Source organism: Exiguobacterium sp. s138, from assembly GCF_018618775.1.
Taxonomy (GTDB): domain Bacteria; phylum Bacillota; class Bacilli; order Exiguobacteriales; family Exiguobacteriaceae; genus Exiguobacterium_A; species Exiguobacterium_A artemiae.
Map to the genome: position 1 here is coordinate 186433 of NZ_JACSMW010000001.1, position 18334 is coordinate 204766.

Below are 18334 nucleotides of genomic sequence, written 5' to 3' on the forward strand. Positions count from 1 at the left end.
ATGATTATTTAGAGTGTACCATTGATTCAAGTTGAATGAAAATAGAGGAGTCTGCCGAAAGAGAATATCATGATATACTAATTGAGTTGTCTAGAAATAAGGGAGGGGTGAAAAGATGGAGACGAAAAAGATGATGCGGTCCTATTTTTTCCAAATCACGGCTGTTTTATTTATTCTTATTTGTCTTGTCATCTCGGCACTTGCCTTTACAGCAGACCGTGTCACGATTTCGCGAGTCGAACAGCAGACAGAAAAACAGAGTGAAAAAAGTGTCGAAGTCTCAAGTAATGCATTACGAGACAGCGTCGGGAACTTACATGAAAAAATTATGAGCCTTCAATTAAATGTCACGAATATGGACAATCTTGATCGAGCCATCCGTGATACGAATTTGCTGGATATCGATACCGGATTTAAGAGTTTCTTTTATTATGACCGTAAAACGGATAAAATCACCTGGTTTTCGAGTGAAGACCGGCGTATTCCGGATGCGGATATTCGCCGGGATGATTCTTTTTTACAAGCTTTGACGAGCACGGATTTTCATATGAGTCCGCGGTATGACATAGCGAACGATTCTCTGACGTATATGTATGTTTCTGTTCGAAACGGCAATGAGCGGGTCGGGGTCTTCGGCGGCGGACTCAGTCTCATGAATTCCATCGTTTTCCGCAACTCACTGGAATCATTTGATGATGATACGATGGCTTATTTATTCAACAGTCAGGGAGAGCCGCTCGCAACCTCGAAAAATCTTGTGACCGATCAAGAGCGTCTGTTGAGTCAAAGTGTGGTTGACCGGGCTTTTAAAAGTACAAAGCCATACGAAATCTTTAGTACGAATAAAGATATGTACTATTTCGCACGTGATTTGAAAGTGACGGATTGGAAGATATTAGTACGGACACCTCGGAGTGTCTTTTATGAACCGGTGTATACGACGCGGCAACAATATTTGGTCATTGCGGCACTCACGCTGGTCCTGAGTCTGATTGTCGGGTATTTGATATCCCGTCAACTGACCGCACCTCTATTGGAACTTGTTCAAAAAATCGAAAAAAGTACTACGCCTCAACCGATCACTTTGGAGCGATCCGGTTCCAATGAAATCAAGACGTTGGTTTCCGCCTACAACGAGTATGCGCAACGGATGGAACATGCGCGGGTTGAACAGTTGAGTCAGCAACAGGTTATCTTACATCAGGAGAAACTGGCCTCACTCGGACAACTGGCCGCAGGAATTGCGCATGAAATCCGCAACCCGTTGACACCGGTCAAGATGGCGTTGCAACTGCTGTCGGAAGAAAAACAAAATAATCCGGATATGATGGATATCGCCTTGTCCGAACTGGACCGGGCCAATCAGTTGATCCAGACGATGCTCGATTTATCCAAAAATGATAAAACGACGCTGGCGATGGCACAGATTGATATGAAAAAAATGATGGAAAAGTTAACGTTTATCCTCGAATCGAAATCGCACCCTTACGAAGCGGACTGTAAGATTTATACACCGGCACATATGCCGCCGTTGTATGCTTCGGAAAACGGATTGTTGCAAGTGTTATCGAATTGTATCGGAAACGCACTGGATGCCGTCGAATCAAAAGGAACGGACGGAATTTGTCACGTTCACCTTCATGTCTATCCGGATCAGTTTGTGTTTATCGTCCAGGATAATGGTGTCGGAATGGACGAATATCAGATTCAGATGCTCGGTCAGGCGTTCAATACGTCGAAGATTAATGGCAATGGGTTAGGGTTGTTCATGTCCAATCAAATCGTCCGTCAGCATAACGGGCGAATCGAAGTCGACAGCAAGATGGGCGTCGGTACGACCGTACAACTCTTTTTCCCGAGACGGGAGGAGCAGGCATGAGGTTCAATAAGTCCTGGTTGTTGGTCTTAATCATTTGGATTGCATCCGTCCTCGTCATTTCCAATCTATTTGTCCAAAAGGAAACCAGTCCTAAACGGAATATCGTCGGATTTACGATTGTTAACGACAAACATGAATTTGCACAGCGGTTGATCAATGCCTTTAAAGCGGAAGCGAAAGCAAATAAATATGAAGCACTAGTAGCGACGTCACAAAATTCCCGAATCAGTGAACGGGAACAGATTTTAGAGTTCGTTCATTTGAAGGTCGATGCCATCTTCATCACGACACTCGATGATGTTTATATCGGAAGTGCGATTGAAGAAGCCAAGAAAGCAGGGATTCCTGTATTTGCGATCGATCGCATGATTCGCTCGGATGCGGTCGTCAGTTCGATTACCTCCAATAATCAAATGATCGGAGAACAACTGGCTTCCTATATTAAGAATGAGTTGATTAAGCAGACCGGTCGATCAACGGGGCGTATCGTTGAAATTACAGGTACGGCAAATGTCTATACGACAAACGAACGACACCGGGGATTCTTGAAAGGAATCGAAAATGAGCCGACACTTTCCATCGTCGATTCGGTCAGCGGAAACTACGATCCGGTCACATCCGAACGTGTCATGCGGCAAGTAATTGACTCCGGAATTCCGTTTGATGCAGTCTACTGTCACAATGACGATATTGCGATGGGTGTCCTCGAAGCATTGAAAAAAGCAAAGATTTCCGGAAAAATAGTTGTCGGAATCGATGGGAATCGTGCTATATTAGAAGCTGTTGACATGAAATCGATGGACGCAACAGTCGTCCAGTCCGCTGAAGAGATGATGAAAGTCGCCTTCAGCGCGTTGAAGCTTCATACGAAAAACAAAAAAATTCCCGATCGTTTCTATACGTATTCATATTTGTATGACGGTAGTAGACCAATACCCATGTTGAACTAAAGAAATAGATGGTGAAGGCGGACGATTCGCCTTTAATTGTTAAAGAGTAGAGAAAGGATGGTGACAAATATGAATGGATTCAGCCATTTCGATTTGCACCCGTTCGTCGTCGAAGCACTCGAAGACGCACGTATTAAAAAACCAACCGATATTCAATCCCGGATCATTCCGGCAGCGCTCAAAGGGCGGGATATCATTGGACAATCACAGACAGGGACAGGGAAAACATTATCGTTCCTCTTGCCGATCGTCCAAAATGTCAATCCGGAGCTTCAGGAAATGCAAGCCATCATCGTTGCGCCAACGCGCGAACTGGCTTGGCAAATTCACGAGGAATTGAAATCGATCCTCGTCAAACAACCGGATTACATCAAGACAAGCCTGATCACAGGCGGCATGGACCGTGAACGTCAAATCGGCCGTGTCAAAGTCTCACCGCAAATCGTCATCGGAACACCGGGACGAATTTTGGATCTCTTTAAAGAGCAAGCTTTGAAACCACACTTCGTCAAACACTACATCATCGATGAAGCGGATCAGATGCTTGATATGGGATTCTTGCCGGAAGTCGACCGGATTGCTCAAGCACTTCCTGAGAAGTTACAGATGATGGTCTTCTCTGCGACGATTCCGGAAAAACTGCAACCGTTCCTGAAAAAGTACATGAACAATCCGCGTTATGCACACGTCGATCCAAAACAACAGACGGCGAAAAAAATCGTTCATCATACGGTTCCGGTCAAACACCGCGATCGTTCTGATTTGACGTTGAAACTGGCGAAAGCTCTTAATCCGTATATCTGTCTCGTCTTTACGAACACAAAAACGGAAGCAATCGAACTCGAAGCTCTCTTCCTTGAAGCGGGACTCAACGTCGGTTCGCTTCATGGTGACTTACCGGCCCGCCGTCGGAAACAAGCCATCAAAGAAATCAACGAAGCGAAATATCAGTACGTCATCGTAACGGATCTCGCTGCTCGTGGTATCGATATCTCAGGCGTTTCCCACGTCATCAACCACGGGATTCCGAAAGATCTCGACTTCTACGTTCACCGTGTCGGTCGGACGGGTCGTGTCGATCAGGACGGATTGGCTTACACTTTATTTGAAGATCACGAAAATGGTTCGATCAACCGTCTCGAAGACCGCGGCATCGAGTTCATCAACGTTGATGTCAAGAGTGGTCAAGTCAGCGAAGTGAAAGAACGCCGTCGTGCTAAACCACACATGAAGACAGCCGTTTCGAAAACAGCCCACAGCCGTTTATCCGGTGAAGCGGCAAAAGCGAAAAAACGTGTCAAACCAGGCTACAAAAAGAAACACCAATATAAACTGAAAGAAACAGCAAAACGCGAACGGATCAAGGAACAACGTGGAATCGGACGCGCTGAACGTAAAGCAAACGCAAGTAAAAACAAATAATCCGTTTTCGGCGTTCAAGTTGAAGCTGAACGGTTTGAACAAAGTCTGCGATGTCATTCGTGGACTTTGTTTTTTAGTATCGCTAAAGGTTCTTGTTTTTTTCGACATTTGGTACACTAGAAGCAGAAGAAGGGTGGAATTTTTAATGAAAATCGGTTCACATGTATCGCTTTCAGGCAAAAAAATGTTACTCGGTGCGAGTGAAGAAGCAGCCTCTTACGGCGCAACAACTATGATGGTCTATACAGGAGCACCTCAAAATACACGACGGAAACCTATCTCGGATTTGCGGATTCCGGAAGCCTTACTGCACATGGAAGAAAACGGGATTGAAGAAATCGTCGTCCATGCACCATATATCATCAATTTAGGTAATACGACGAAGCCGGAAACGTTTGAATTGGCCGTTTCGTTTTTAGGAGAAGAAATCCGACGGGCGGAAGCACTCGAAAAAGCAAAACATATCGTGTTGCACCCCGGCGCACACGTAGGTGCCGGAGAAGAAGTCGGAATCAAACGAATCATTGAAGGCCTCAATGAAGTATTAACGGGAGACGAAAAAGTCAAAATCGCTCTTGAGACGATGGCCGGAAAAGGTTCAGAAATCGGGAAGACGTTCGAAGAAATTGCAGCAATCATTGCGGGTGTCACGCACAACGACCGTCTGTCCGTCTGTCTCGATACGTGTCACGTCCATGATGCCGGTTATGACCTGATCCATGACCTCGACGGAGTCTTGGAATCATTTGACCGGATTGTTGGCATCAATCGTCTCGGTGTGATTCATGTCAACGACTCGAAAAATATCCGCGGCGCTAAAAAAGACCGCCACGAAAATATCGGGTTTGGTGAAATCGGTTTTGATCCGTTGCATCGGATTGTCCATCACCGAGATTTAGCACACTTACCAAAAATTCTCGAAACACCTTATATCGGACTGGATCCGAAAAAAAAAGTCGCACCGTATCGTGAAGAGATTGCCATGTTACGTTCCGGAAACTTTGATGCCGAGTGGCGTTTGCCGCTGATCGGTACATCCATTTAAACGAGAGAGGTGTCTGCCGCGTGTGCCATCTATTAGTCATTGAAGAATCTGAATTTGCCTTACGTCAAGCGGTCGTCTTATATTACGAAACGAAAGAACCGTTTTATTTACCGGCGGAGCTAGCAGAAGGGGAAGAAGTCTTTTTGGCGACGAAAAATGGAATCGTTGCGTATGCCGAAGTTTTGTTCAGTGAATACACAACACGACCGGCAGATCCTCATTGGTTAACAGAAGCGGATGAACAAGAACGCACGTATGCCTGCCTGGATTTAATCAGCGTGGATTTACGACATCCACTGTTAGGATCGCCTTTAGCGGGATTACAGGTAAATCCCGGACAAACGGACCTTAAAGTCAGACAACGGTTGGTGGAAGCCTGGCAAGCCGGTCATTTTGAATCAGATGTGACAACGATTGATCAAGCAAAAAATCGCCGGATGGAACGTTTTCGCGAGCGAAATCATCTTGAGCCGCTAAAGGCGTGTTGTGAGATGTGTGGAAACACACAACGATCGATTCTCGAATGGCATGAGTATCACGGACACTTCAAGACACTTTGCCCGACGTGTCATCGGCTCGCGCATCAAGGAATTGAAAAAAGGGAAGACGTTGCCGCAACGTCAGATCATGCCTTACCTGAACAGTAAGTGCCTCAGTGGGTTTTCCTGAGGTGCTTACTGTTTTTTAGAGAGCGTCTCCATGATATAATCAAGACTGATAATTATTATCAGTGAAAATGGAGTAACTGGGGGAAAAGGCATGACTGATTTAGCAATGATTCCGATTGGTAAACCTGTAGTGATGACAGATTTAAATAAAATAGAAGACCGACTCCGGAGACGACTGCTTGCTCTCGGATTTTATGAAGGATGTCCCGTCGTCGTCAGAAGACGAGCTAGCTTTCAGGGTCCTTTGACAATAGAACAACGGGACCATCACCAAATGATTGCGATTCGCAAAAGTGATGCGAAAAACATCGGGGTGTTCTTACCATGACACAAAAAATCGCATTACTCGGAAATCCGAATACCGGTAAAACCTCCTTGTTTAACCGTTTGACCGGGTCATATGCCCATGTCGGAAACTGGTCCGGTGTGACGGTCGATAAAAAAGTCGGGAAATTACATGGAAACCGTGGACAATTGATTGATTTGCCCGGTGTCTATGACTTAGATCCGTTATCTGCAGATGAAGCCGTCGTGGCACGTTTCTTGATGGAAGAGTCGTTTGACGGCATGATCAACATCATTGATGCGTCACAGTTGGAACGGAATTTGCAATTGACGGCTCAACTTTTGGAAATTGGAAAGCCGATTCAAATCGGGCTGAATATGATGGATGTCGCCCGTACTCGCGGTACGACGATTGATGCTGAAGCACTAGCGAAGGAACTCGGTGTCGATGTGTTTCCGATTGTCGCGCGGACGGGAGACGGCTGTGAAGTTTTGCTGTCATCGATTCCTGAAGCGGCAAAAAAATATACGCCGTTACGAATTGATTACGGACAGAAAACGGAACAGGCGATTACGGCGATCATCGAAATCGCCGATTTACAAGAACAGGAACGCTGGATGGCTGTTCAGTATTTAGCGGGAAATCGTGTCTTCGTAGAATATTTGGAGAAGAAATCCCCTCGAATCATCGAAGTGCGAAAAGAACTGGAACGTCAGCTTGGGCGATTCATCCATGCTCATATTACAGAGTGTCGGCGAAACTGGGCCGTTGCGATTCGTGCCGGTTCGGTCGTCGAAGAGAAATCAGACCGTAAGACATGGACGGACCGGATTGACGCCGTCGTCACCCATCCGATTCTCGGATTGCCGATTTTCTTTGCTGTTCTATACGTGCTGTTTCATGTGACATTTAACTGGATGGGGGCCCCGCTCTCTGATTTATTGGGAGCGTTTATCGAAGGACCGATTTCGACGGGAGTCGTCTTTGTTCTGACACAACTTGGTGCATCCGGATTCATTCAGGACTTGTTGATTGATGGTGTCATCGCAGGTGTCGGGGGTGTCCTGGTCTTCGTTCCGCAAATCTTTGTTCTGTTTTTCTTTATCTCGTTTTTGGAAGACTCGGGCTACATGGCGCGTGTCGCCATCGTCATGGACCGTTTCATGCAGATGGTCGGATTGAACGGGAAAAGTTTTATCCCGATGATCATTGGATTCGGGTGTAATGTTCCCGGTATCATGGCAGCACGGTCTGTAGAAGAAGAACGTGAACGACTCGTGACGATATTCATTTCACCGTTCATGTCATGTTCGGCTCGTTTGCCGATTTATGCCGTGTTCGCCGGAAGTTTTTTTGCAAGTAATCAAGCGATGATTGTTTTGTCACTTTATATTCTGGGAATCGTTTTAGCCTTGCTTGCAGCAAAAGTATTTTCGAAGGTTCTGGCAGCTGAAGAAGCGACCAGCTTGTTTTTAGTGGAACAACCGCCGTACCGTGTGCCGCAAGGATTGACACTATGGCGCAGCACGTGGCAAAAAGGAAAAGGATTTGTCCGTAAAGCAGGAACATTCATTTTTGGAGGATCAGTCGTCATCTGGTTGCTCGCTTATACCGGTCCGGGTGGTTTTAACGTTAATATGAATGACAGCTTTCTTGCGATGATCGGTGGTCTGATTGCTATGTTACTGATTCCGCTTGGATTCGGAACATGGCAGGCAGGAGCTGCTTTGATTACAGGGTTCCTGGCAAAAGAAGTAGTGGTTTCGACGATGGCGATTATTTATGCCGTCAACGAATCGGAACTCGGCCGGCAGTTGGCCGGTCAGTTCACACCGCTCAGTGCCTATAGTTTTATGGCATTCGTTTTGCTTTATGTACCGTGTCTTGCGACGGTAGCCGTCATCCGTCGGGAAGTCGGCAGCGCAAAATGGACGTGGATTGCCAGTCTGTATGGCTTATTTGTTGCTTACGGTATTTCATTTTTGATTTATCAAACGGGGCACGTACTCGGGTTTTCATAAAGGGAGGAAAGCAGGATGCATGGAATTGATATTTTAATTGGTCTGCTTGTCTTTGGATATGCCGGTTTCTCATTAATCCGTTTCACGAAAAAAGCGAAAAAAGGCAAATGTGCGACGTGTGAAGTGGAACCGACGTGTCAAACCGCATGCGATGATGTCAATTGGGACAAAGTCATTGCCGAAGCATTAAAGAAATAAAAAAAGCGTTTTTCTTCTCTTGCCGAGAAGGAAAACGCTCTTTTTATAGATATCAGATAAATCCATTCATTAAAACGGCCAACGATCCGCAAGGAATAAAAATACCTTCATTCCGAGAAAGACACCAAAAATCCCGACGATCGCCGGAAAAACAGGTGGAGCGGGGATTGGTAATTTAAGAGCGGTAAAGACAACACCACAGATGATACCAGCTAGCAATGATAATAAAATTTGTTGAAGCATGAGGTCCAGTCCTTTCTTCATATGAAAAAACGCTTACAAGATTATTATATGAAGATGTCTGACGTTAAACAACGATTATTTTTTACTAGTAGTCGGGTCAAAGGTGATCTTTTCTTCCGCACGTTCGACCGGTGTCCATTTTTGCTCAAGCGGATGTTCAAAGGACGGTTTTGCTTTTAGCTTCCCATTCGTATAAAGCTGAATGAGAATTTGTGATTCACATTCCTGTTTACCTTTTGTTACGTAATGATAGTTACCGGAGTCGTCTTGTTCCCGTGCTTTGACGTTGTCCGCCATCGTTAATGCCAAACAATCCTTGATATAGTTTTTCTGTTCTTCATCCGCGATTGGGAAAAGGATTTCAATCCGTTTCCGCATATTGCGTGTCATCCAGTCGGCACTGGAACAATAAATCAAATCATCGCCGTTATGATGGAAGTAAAAGATACGGGAATGTTCCAAATAACGATCGACAACGGACGTGACCCGGATATTTTCCGAGACGCCTTTGATTTGAGGACGAAGGCAACAGACGCCACGTACAATCAATTCAATTCTGACCCCGGCCCGAGATGCTTGATACAGTTTCACGATAATGTCTTTTTCCGTCAAACTGTTCATTTTAGCAACGATTCGACCGTTACCGTGTTTTTTATGATATTTGATTTCTTCATCAATCAAGGATAAAAATTTCTCGAGCATCGAGTTCGGTGACGTATGAAGGGCATTCCATTCAGGTTGCTCCCCATAACCGGATAACCAGTTAAAGAAATTTGTCGCATCTTCTGCAATTTGTTCCTTTGCCGTCAAAAGACCGATATCAGTGTACAGTTTAGCCGTAGAGTCATTGTAATTACCTGTTCCGAGATGGACGAACCGCTGAATCCGGCCTTCCTGTAATCGGACGATTAATGTGATTTTGGAATGGGTCTTTAAATCGCTATAACCGTAAATGACGTGAGCACCTGCTTTTTCCAACTGTTTCGCCCACTCGATATTTTTGGCTTCGTCAAACCGTGCTTTCAATTCGACGAGGACAGTGACCTGTTTCCCGTTTTCTGCAGCAGTCTTCAATGCTTTAATAATCGGAGAATCTCCTGATACGCGGTACAGCGTTTGTTTGATTGCCAAGACATTGGGATCATTGGCGGCTTGAACAATCAGGCGGACGATTGGATCAAACGTATGGTAAGGGTGGTGCAACAAATAATCCTGTTGCAGAATTTGATCAAATAGGTTTTTGGACTTCTCCAGTGCCGGCGGTTCGACAGGCATGATTGTCTGATAAATCAAATGGTCATACTCGACACCGATCTGGCTGTAAAAAGCGAAAGCGAATGTCAAATCGATCGGACCATCGACAGCATAGATGTCCCGGTCCTGTAGGTCGAGGACATCACGTAACATATTGAGCAAGTTCGTATTGATGGCATTCTTCTGGATCTCAAGCCGGATTCCGACTCCCCAGCGCCGTTTCTTCAATTCTTTTTCAATCAACTTCAATAAATCATGCGTTCCTTCTTCATGGAATGGTAAATCCGCGTTCCGTGTAATTCGAAACGGCATCGCAGACAGGACGTGATATCCTTTGAACAAAGAATCGATAAAGGAAATGATGACATCTTCGAGTAAGATCACAGCGGTTGTTTCTTCATCATCGACGGGTAAATCGACGAAACGCGGGAGGACGGCCGGAACCTGAACAAGCGCCAGATTCCGTTTGGAACCGTCTTCCGCTTCGAGAGCCGTTGCGATATTCAATGATTTGGAAGACAGCATCGGGAATGGTCGATACGCATCGACGGCGACCGGCGTCAGAACCGGAAAAACCTGTTCTCTGAAAAAGGCTTTGACATATTCTGACTGCATTTCATTTAACTCGTCATGCTTCAGAAAAGAGATACCTTCGGCCTTTAATGCTTGAGTGACATCTTTAAAGGCTTCGTATTGTTGATCGACAAGCTCTTTTGTTTTCGTCGCGATGGCACGTAACTGTTGTTTCGGTGTCAGCTGTTGTTTATTTTCCGGTTTATTGAATCCTGCCAGTACCTCATCCTTTAATCCACCGACACGAACCATATAAAATTCATCCAAATTGGAACTGAAGATACCTAAAAACTTAAATCGTTCCATCAAGGGATTTCGTGTATCGGTCACTTCGCCTAAGACACGTTCATTAAATTGTAACCAGCTGATTTCCCGGTTGTTAAAAAACTCAGGGGAGTCTATCTTCACGTAAGGCCGCCTCCTTTATTGTCAAACTGAATGGACCGGTCAATGATACGCTCCAGATGTTTTTTTTGTTTTTCTGCTTTTTCGACTTCGAAACCATAATCATGATCACCGGTATCGAGAATGATCCGAAGATCTTTTTTGTCTTTTTCAAGTGCGATTTCAAGACTGTCGACGGCGCGGCGTTCTGTCACATCAAGTGCTTCTGTCAGTTTGAGAATTGATCCGAGTAAGTCAAACCGTTCGATTGATTTATCCGTAAACCAGTCCTTAAACGGTTTTAAGAGTTGCTGCATCCGTTTCGAAGAAGAATAGGAACTGACGAGTGCCAGAGCTAACCGGTCTTTATGCGTCATTCCTTTTAAATCGGTGTTGGTCAAAAGGTAAAATGTTTGGTTGGAACGGGTATCCGGATTGATGTACTGTCCGCAGTAAAGTAAGCGGCTGGCGGAATCGAGTAATCGTAAGTCAGCCGCCCGGTTCGGAATGATATCGAGTGTGACCAGTTGCCGGTAAATTGATTTAGCGATCGTTCCGAGATAGTTCATCCGGTCACGGTTGACTTTGTAATCACTTTCCAGCTGGTACAGACTTTCTTCGCGTACATTCTCGATCCGCCGCTGTTCCTGTTCGTGTAAATCATATTCGTAGACAAGGCCTTCCCGTAACCCGTAATTACTCATCACGAACTGTTCTGCCTCGATATGTAGTGCCAGTTCATGAATTGCGATTAATGCAGGTAAGAAGATGTCAACCCGGTCCTTAGATAATCCTTCGACTTTCATTAACTGTTTAGGGGCTTTGTCTTTGAGCTCATCAATCAATTTCCCCAACTCTTTCGATCGGACTTGGTATTGGTGGATACCATGCAGAGGATAGTCGAGTGTAGATTGATGAATGCGGACAAAGTTTCGAGCCGATCCGCCGACACCGATTAAAGGAAGTTTTTTGTTTTTCAACCATGGAATTTCATCGAATTGTTCCCGCAAGAATTTAATCAGCTTCTTTTGTTCACCAAATGTCATGGTCTCTCCGGAAAGGAATTGCCGCGTCAGTGTGACCGCACCAAAAGGAAAACTGTGATAGGCAATCATTTCCCGGTTCTCAATTAACGTGACTTCCATGGAGCCGCCACCGATGTCGACAGAATACCCGTCGGTTAGGAAAGTAGAGTTGATGATGGCGAAATAGCCGTAATAAGCTTCCTGCTCATCGGACAGCACCCGCATCGTAAAGGGTGTCTCCTGTTCGACAGCATGAACGATGTCCTGCCGGTTACTTGCATTCCGGATCGCGGCTGTCGCCACACAAATCGTTTCTTCGACATGATGCGTAATACCGATTTCGTGAAAACGCTGCAGTGTTTCACAGAGCAAGCGGATTCCGACAGAATCGAGAGCACCTTCCGCATCAATATGAGCGGAGAGTCGAGCGACGACCTTGACGTTGATTTTTTCAATATATCGACCGGAATCGATTGGATGGAAAATGACATACCGGATCGAGTTGGAACCGATATCGATGACTGCTAACTCATTTTTCAAAACAAAACCGCCCCCTTTGAGTACTCAATCCATCTTTTCCCGAATCGGGGATTCTGAAAACGACAGCTTGTATCCTTTTATTGTACCTTGTGCATCTCCGGAAAACCGTCTATTCACAAAAAAGTTACATCGGTTGCAACGCAGGGGGGCTGGCGCTATAATAAGACAGTTGATAAGACGTAATTATTCCGTTTTAACACGAGACGGAAGGAGAGAATAGACATGACCGAACCAATTACAGAACCAATTATTGAAATCAAACAACTGACATATGATTATCCGGACCGGCGCGTTTTAAACGAAGTGACGTTTAATGTGCAACAAGGACAATTTCTCGCCATCGTCGGTGAAAATGGCTCCGGGAAATCGACGTTGATCAAGTGTATGCTCGGCTTATTAAAACCGAAGGGAACGATCCGGTTGTTTGGGCAAGATCAAGCGGCCTTCAGTGACTGGTGGCGCATCAGTTATGTTTCACAAAAAGCGGCATCGTTTAATTCAGGGTTTCCGGTCACGGTCGCTGAAGTCGTCGAGATGGGGCTGTATGCGAAAAAAGGATTATTTCGGCGCGTGACAAAACAGGATCGCCAAAAAGTAAGGACGGCGCTTGAAACCGTCGGTATGTGGGATCGGCGTGATTCGAAAGTCGGTGACTTATCCGGCGGTCAGCAACAGCGGGTCTTTATCGCCCGTGCGCTCGTTAATGATCCAGATCTGATGATACTGGATGAACCGACGGTCGGAGTCGATCAGCGGTACGTCAAAGAGTTTTATGAAATCCTGGAAGAACTGCGGCGTGATAACAAACGGACGTTTGTTCTTGTGACACATGATATCCACTTTGTCAGCAAGCTGGTGACGGATGTGATTCATCTCGTCGACGGACGGCTCGGTTGTAATTGTGGTATTAAAGAATACTGGGAACTGGATGAACAGACGATTCGGTCCTTGTATCCGGTTCCGGGGCGTGTACTGATACACGAAGGGGAGGTCGTCCAGTGATTGAAGCATTCATGACATTGAAGTTTCTGCAATATGCACTTGTCGCGGCTGTCCTGATCGGTTTTACGGCTCCGTTGATCGGTTCATTTGTCGTCGTCCGGCGGATGAGTTTAATTGCGGATGCGTTATCACACGTCACCCTGGCCGGAATTGCCCTCAGCCTGCTAATATCCGGGATGGTGGCGAGTCTTGCTGATTTGAATCCGCTTTACCTCGGGATCGTGACATCGGTCATCGCGGCGTTGACGATTGATTGGCTTCGCGCGAAGTATAAACATTTTCAAGAGCTTGCCATTCCGATCATCATGGCGACGGGGATGGGACTCGGTGCGATTTTTATCAGCCTGGCAAACGGCTTTTCGATGGACCTTGTGTCCTTTTTATTCGGAACGGTCTCCGCTGTCACCTTGACGGATGTCTATACGATTTTGATTGTCACAGGTGTCGTCATTTTATTTGTAATTGCCTTTTATAAAGAGTTATTATTCTTATCATTTGACGAGGAACAGGCACGCGTTTCCGGAATTCGTCTTCGGTTGGTGCATATTCTGTTTATGATCGTTGTTGCTTTGGTAATTGCGATTAGTATGCGGGTCGTCGGGATTTTGCTGGTATCCAGTTTGATCACCTTACCGGTTGCGGCAGCACTTCGACTTGCCAAAAGTTTTAAAGCGACGATTTTTTATGCCATCGTGTTTGGAGAAGTGGCAACAGTTGCCGGCTTGATTCTGGCGTATCAATTTGATTTAGCGCCGGGCGGTATGATTGTCATGCTGGCGGTCGCAGAACTTATTCTCATTATGGTGATTGAACGGTTTTGGATCGGAGGGAAATTGCATGAAAAAAAACATCGAACAAGCGCGTGAACGGATGAAGGCATCCGGTTTCAAAATGACGCCCAAACGTCTCGATTTATTGGCCTACCTGTTTGAAGCCAACCGTTATGTCAGTGCGCGGGAAGTGGCGGAGGAGTTGCGTGTATCGCATCCTTCACTCAGCTACGATACGATTTACCGGAATTTAAATGATTTTGCGGCAATCGATATTTTGGAGACGACGGAACTCGACGGGGAAATGAAATTTCGAGCCGCCTGTCAGTCGGGTCATCATCACCATCACCTGATCTGCCGGACATGCGGCAAGACGGAGACACTAGATGTCTGTCCGATGGAATGGGTTTCGCCGATTAAGGACTCTGGTTTTGAGGTCGAGGATCATAAGTTTGAAATTTACGGACGCTGTGCCGCTTGTCAGAAATAAGCGAGATGCGTTTGAAGAGTGTAACGAAAGCGACAACTGATAAAGGAGAGGGGCGGATCGCATCCGGCCCTCTCTTTTTGCTGAAAATCTCTTGATTCGTCCCGGCTTGAAATGAAACAAAACGGGAATAGGACGAACAGAGGTGATGAAAATGATTTATGATGCACAAGAAGCTCGCCAAATTGATGAATGGGCAAAGACATCCGGTTTACCGCTGGAAGTATTAATGGAACGAGCGGGTAGTGAAATCGCAAAGCGAATCAAGAACAGGCATACGAGGGAAGAGCGGATTCTGGTGATGTGCGGGACAGGAAATAATGGGGGAGACGGTTACGTGATTGGCCGTGAACTCGTCCGGGACGGGTACGACGTGACGATGCATGCGCCGTTCGGCGAGGTGAAAACCGCGACGGCTCATCTGCATCAGCACTATGCAGAAAACTTCGGTCTCGCAACGGAGGCAGTCTGCGGACAATACGACGTAATCGTCGATGGTATCTTTGGAACCGGATTTGACGGATCCCGACTGACGAAATCGATCCATGATGTATTTGACTGGGTCCGTGAACAAAAACAACAAGGAGCAAAATTATACGCGATCGATATACCGAGCGGCATTCCGTCCGATCAAACGAACGGGTTTTCCGGACAAGCGATCCGGGCTGATGTGACTTTTTCACTTCATGCCTTTAAGCGATCCGCCTTCTTGTTGAAGACGGCTCCGTTCTTTGGGAAGCTGGAGAAGATTGATTTGGGATTGCCGGCTTTTGGGGGATGGCAACTGATGTCCGAATCGATTGCGCCGTTATTGACCCGTGATCCGTACGGTCATAAAGGGACATACGGAACGGCACTGTTGATTGGCGGAAGCGAGACGATGCCCGGTTCGATTCAACTGGCTGCCCGCGCAGCATTACGATCTGGAGTCGGGAAATTACAAGTTGCAACGGTTCCGACAGCACAAGTCGGACTCATCATGAACGCACCGGAAGCGATGGTTCTCAATCAGACAACGACAGCCATTCAAGAGATGCTCGATCAGGTGAATGTCGCGGGAATCGGCCCCGGATTGACTTCAGATTCGATTTCCGATTGGATCGAGCTCTTATTTGCACAAGACATTCCGGTAGTTCTTGATGCCGGGGCATTGATTCGCGACAGCTATCCGGAACGGAAGGCGGAGATTGTCGTCACGCCACATATCGGAGAATTTGCACGGATGACGAAACGGACTGTCCGGGAAATCCAGGATGACTTATTCGGACAGGCAAGCGAATATGCGGTCTTGCATCAAGTGATCGTCGTCTTGAAAGCCCATGTGATTCTCATTGCAACACCAGAGGGCGGTGGTTACGTGATCAACGGAGCATCCAGCGGGTTGGCGAAAGGAGGCAGTGGCGATACGCTGTTTGGTATCCTCACAAGTCTGCTTGGTCAAAAAGAATACTTTAAACACATCCCGGTTGAACAGTTGATTGCACTTGGTGCATCCTGGTACGCCCAAGCATCCAAGCAGGTCGAACAACAGCTTCATCCAAGCAGTATCGTGGCGACAGATGTGATTGATCAACTTGGACGAGTAAAGAACTGAGCAAAGAGGTCTATTTCTTCAATTATAAAGAAGTAGATCTCTTTTGTTAAAAGAATAATTGCTGGCAGAGGAAGAGCAGGAGTATGATGAAGTGATGCCGAATGGCTAAACAGTCTAATCTTAAGAAAGGAGGAGACAGATGCCCGTTAAAACAGTAGATGAGATTGTCCGTAATCAACAGCGTTGGATCGGAAATTTTGCGTTGTTCTTAATGAGCGTCGGCGCCCTGATTTTTTTAGGGACGACGGATCATACCATTCGAAATGCCTATTTAAATCAGTTGACGACTGTGGCTGTTTTGCTTTCTATTGGAATCATAACCTTTTTGATCAGCCGCAGTCGGTTGACAGCTCATCATAAATCACACTTTCTGTCCGTCATGTTACTGAGTATTCCGTTCGCTTCCATCAGTATGTTACCTTATGCCTCAGTCACCGTCTGGGCCAGTTGTTTTTTATTTTTAATGATCGCCTTGATTGCCTATGACCGGATCATGATTTGGTATGCCGTTGTCCTCATCGTCGCGACGAACGTATTCATCATGGTGCGCTCAGATACGATTCTTGTGGAGATTGATCCGACAGATCATTACGCGAGGCTTGGGATGATCGGGATTGCCATCTGTATCGCTTTGATCATCAATCATCTGCATCTTCGTAATCTCAGTCGCCTGCAACAACTGGCAGATCAATTGCATGAGTCGGCCCGCCACGATTTACAGACGCAACTGCTTAATGTCCGCGGACTGGAAGAACGATTTCTGCATGTGGATCAGAAGAATCTGTTACTGGTCGGTGTTCATCTGGAAAACTACCATGAACTCGCACGATATTTTGGAGAGGAAATTCAGCAACAGGTCTTAATTGATTGTATCGAACGTCTGAAAACATTATTACCTCCTTATTTGACGATCGTGCGAGTTGAAGGCGGAACGCTGATGGTCGTCATGGAGAAACCGCCCGGCGTATCGTGTGAGGAGGAAATGACACGTCTCAGTCAACGTATGTCTGCTCCGTACCAGGTCGAAAACCATCAAATTTATGTTAATCTCTATATTGTCATCGATGACGGGGAAGTCGATCAACTCAGTATGACAAAACGGATTCACCAGATCACCTCTGCCTTTCCGGAAAGTATCCGGGATTCGGCAAAAGTGATGTGCCTGAATCAAGAATGGCGCAAAGAACAATCGCTTCGCGTTGAAGCCGCCAAAGCATTGTCGCGAGCGGATGTAAATCATGATTTTTACCTGGTCTACCAATTGCAGTATGATTCCAATCAGGACCGTTTCATTGGATTAGAGGCCTTGATTCGCTGGAATACGACCATTCCGGGAGCAGAACGTCCGACGGTTTTCATTCCAATCGCAGAAAAGAGTGACTTGATCATCCGGTTGGGCGAGTGGGTTTTCGAAGAAGGATGTAAAACAAGAAAACGGCTGATTGGTCTCGTTCCGGAAGAGTTTAGTCTGTCGGTCAACGTATCTCCGCGGCAATTGACGGATGAGTCGTTTATGCCGTTTATTGAGCGGATGCTGCTGAAATACAGTTTGAAGCCGAAGCAGATTAAAATTGAAATTACTGAAAGCCAGTCTTTGGATTTTGAAAGCCAACCGATTCTCCGGGCATTACGCCGGATTAAGACATTGGATTTCCCGGTCTCATTGGATGATTTCGGGACAGGACATGCTTCGTATCATGTTCTGGAACGGTTATTGCCGCTTCGTCAGCTTAAAGTACCAAAACAATTCATTGAACAAGTCGAAGAGTCTGAAAAAAGACAGTCGATTTTAGAGTCGATTTTTCAGTTGAGTCAATCGATGCATGTGGAATGTATCGTCGAAGGGGTTGAGACGGGAGAAGAGGTACAAATTGCAAAAGACATCGGAATTCATTTATTCCAAGGTTATTTTTTTGCAAAACCGGTTCTGCTCGAAGAAATCATCTGTTTACTGGAAACTAAAAAAGCGGAAACGACAGAATAATGTCGTTTC

16 protein-coding genes are annotated in these 18334 nt (G+C 46.0%); 13 read left to right on the forward strand and 3 right to left on the reverse strand.

What is annotated here, in order from left to right:
* The first annotated feature begins 115 nt into the window (after positions 1 to 115).
* From KNP91_RS00960 to KNP91_RS00995, 8 genes are all read left to right on the forward strand, one after another.
* Positions 116 to 1879, forward strand: a complete 1764-nt coding sequence (locus tag KNP91_RS00960; RefSeq protein ID WP_214765938.1) for a sensor histidine kinase — start codon at positions 116 to 118, stop codon at positions 1877 to 1879.
* Positions 1876 to 2829, forward strand: a complete 954-nt coding sequence (locus KNP91_RS00965; RefSeq protein ID WP_012369742.1) for a sugar ABC transporter substrate-binding protein — start codon at positions 1876 to 1878, stop codon at positions 2827 to 2829. Before KNP91_RS00960 ends, KNP91_RS00965 begins: the two co-directional genes overlap by 4 nt.
* Positions 2830 to 2898: 69 nt before the next feature.
* Positions 2899 to 4251, forward strand: coding sequence for a DEAD/DEAH box helicase (locus KNP91_RS00970; protein ID WP_012369743.1), 1353 nt, complete (start codon positions 2899 to 2901; stop codon positions 4249 to 4251).
* A 145-nt stretch (positions 4252 to 4396) separates the two neighbouring features.
* Positions 4397 to 5296, forward strand: coding sequence for a deoxyribonuclease IV (locus KNP91_RS00975; RefSeq protein WP_131503965.1), 900 nt, complete (start codon positions 4397 to 4399; stop codon positions 5294 to 5296).
* Positions 5297 to 5316: 20 nt separating this feature from the next.
* A complete protein-coding gene (locus KNP91_RS00980) occupies positions 5317 to 5943 on the forward strand; it encodes a hypothetical protein (RefSeq protein ID WP_012369745.1) in 627 nt (208 codons plus the stop codon).
* 112 nt (positions 5944 to 6055) lie between these two features.
* Positions 6056 to 6292 carry a FeoA family protein gene (locus KNP91_RS00985; RefSeq protein ID WP_026828966.1) on the forward strand — a complete coding sequence of 79 codons (237 nt, stop codon included), beginning with the start codon at positions 6056 to 6058 and terminating at the stop codon, positions 6290 to 6292.
* On the forward strand, positions 6289 to 8271 hold the full coding sequence (feoB, locus tag KNP91_RS00990) for a ferrous iron transport protein B (RefSeq protein WP_214848212.1): 1983 nt from the start codon (positions 6289 to 6291) through the stop codon (positions 8269 to 8271). The genes KNP91_RS00985 and feoB overlap by 4 nt, the downstream gene beginning before the upstream one ends.
* Positions 8272 to 8286: 15 nt before the next feature.
* Complete coding sequence (locus tag KNP91_RS00995; RefSeq protein ID WP_012369748.1) at positions 8287 to 8469, forward strand: FeoB-associated Cys-rich membrane protein; 183 nt, start codon at positions 8287 to 8289, stop codon at positions 8467 to 8469.
* A gap of 69 nt (positions 8470 to 8538) precedes the next feature.
* On the opposite strand, the gene KNP91_RS01000 is transcribed toward KNP91_RS00995, so the two are convergent.
* The 3 genes from KNP91_RS01000 to KNP91_RS01010 form a co-directional block, all read right to left on the reverse strand.
* Complete coding sequence (locus KNP91_RS01000) at positions 8539 to 8712, reverse strand: XapX domain-containing protein (RefSeq protein WP_012369749.1); 174 nt, start codon at positions 8710 to 8712, stop codon at positions 8539 to 8541.
* Between the two features lie 75 nt (positions 8713 to 8787).
* Positions 8788 to 10947, reverse strand: a complete 2160-nt coding sequence (locus KNP91_RS01005; RefSeq protein WP_214765932.1) for an RNA degradosome polyphosphate kinase — start codon at positions 10945 to 10947, stop codon at positions 8788 to 8790.
* Positions 10944 to 12488 carry a Ppx/GppA family phosphatase gene (locus KNP91_RS01010; protein ID WP_214848215.1) on the reverse strand — a complete coding sequence of 515 codons (1545 nt, stop codon included), beginning with the start codon at positions 12486 to 12488 and terminating at the stop codon, positions 10944 to 10946. Before KNP91_RS01010 ends, KNP91_RS01005 begins: the two co-directional genes overlap by 4 nt.
* 222 nt (positions 12489 to 12710) lie before the next feature.
* Between KNP91_RS01010 and KNP91_RS01015 the strand changes: the two genes are divergently transcribed.
* The 5 genes from KNP91_RS01015 (at position 12711) to KNP91_RS01035 (ending at position 18325) form a co-directional block, all read left to right on the forward strand.
* The gene (locus KNP91_RS01015) at positions 12711 to 13490 is read left to right on the forward strand and encodes a metal ABC transporter ATP-binding protein (protein ID WP_012369752.1); all 780 of its coding nucleotides are present in this window, start codon (positions 12711 to 12713) and stop codon (positions 13488 to 13490) included.
* A complete protein-coding gene (locus tag KNP91_RS01020) occupies positions 13487 to 14356 on the forward strand; it encodes a metal ABC transporter permease (RefSeq protein WP_012369753.1) in 870 nt (289 codons plus the stop codon). The genes KNP91_RS01015 and KNP91_RS01020 overlap by 4 nt, the downstream gene beginning before the upstream one ends.
* The gene (locus KNP91_RS01025; protein ID WP_012369754.1) at positions 14328 to 14750 is read left to right on the forward strand and encodes a Fur family transcriptional regulator; all 423 of its coding nucleotides are present in this window, start codon (positions 14328 to 14330) and stop codon (positions 14748 to 14750) included. The genes KNP91_RS01020 and KNP91_RS01025 overlap by 29 nt, the downstream gene beginning before the upstream one ends.
* 145 nt (positions 14751 to 14895) lie before the next feature.
* Positions 14896 to 16341 carry an NAD(P)H-hydrate dehydratase gene (locus KNP91_RS01030; protein ID WP_148206597.1) on the forward strand — a complete coding sequence of 482 codons (1446 nt, stop codon included), beginning with the start codon at positions 14896 to 14898 and terminating at the stop codon, positions 16339 to 16341.
* 139 nt (positions 16342 to 16480) lie between these two features.
* A complete protein-coding gene (locus tag KNP91_RS01035) occupies positions 16481 to 18325 on the forward strand; it encodes a GGDEF domain-containing phosphodiesterase (RefSeq protein WP_214765929.1) in 1845 nt (614 codons plus the stop codon).
* Positions 18326 to 18334: the final 9 nt, after the last annotated feature.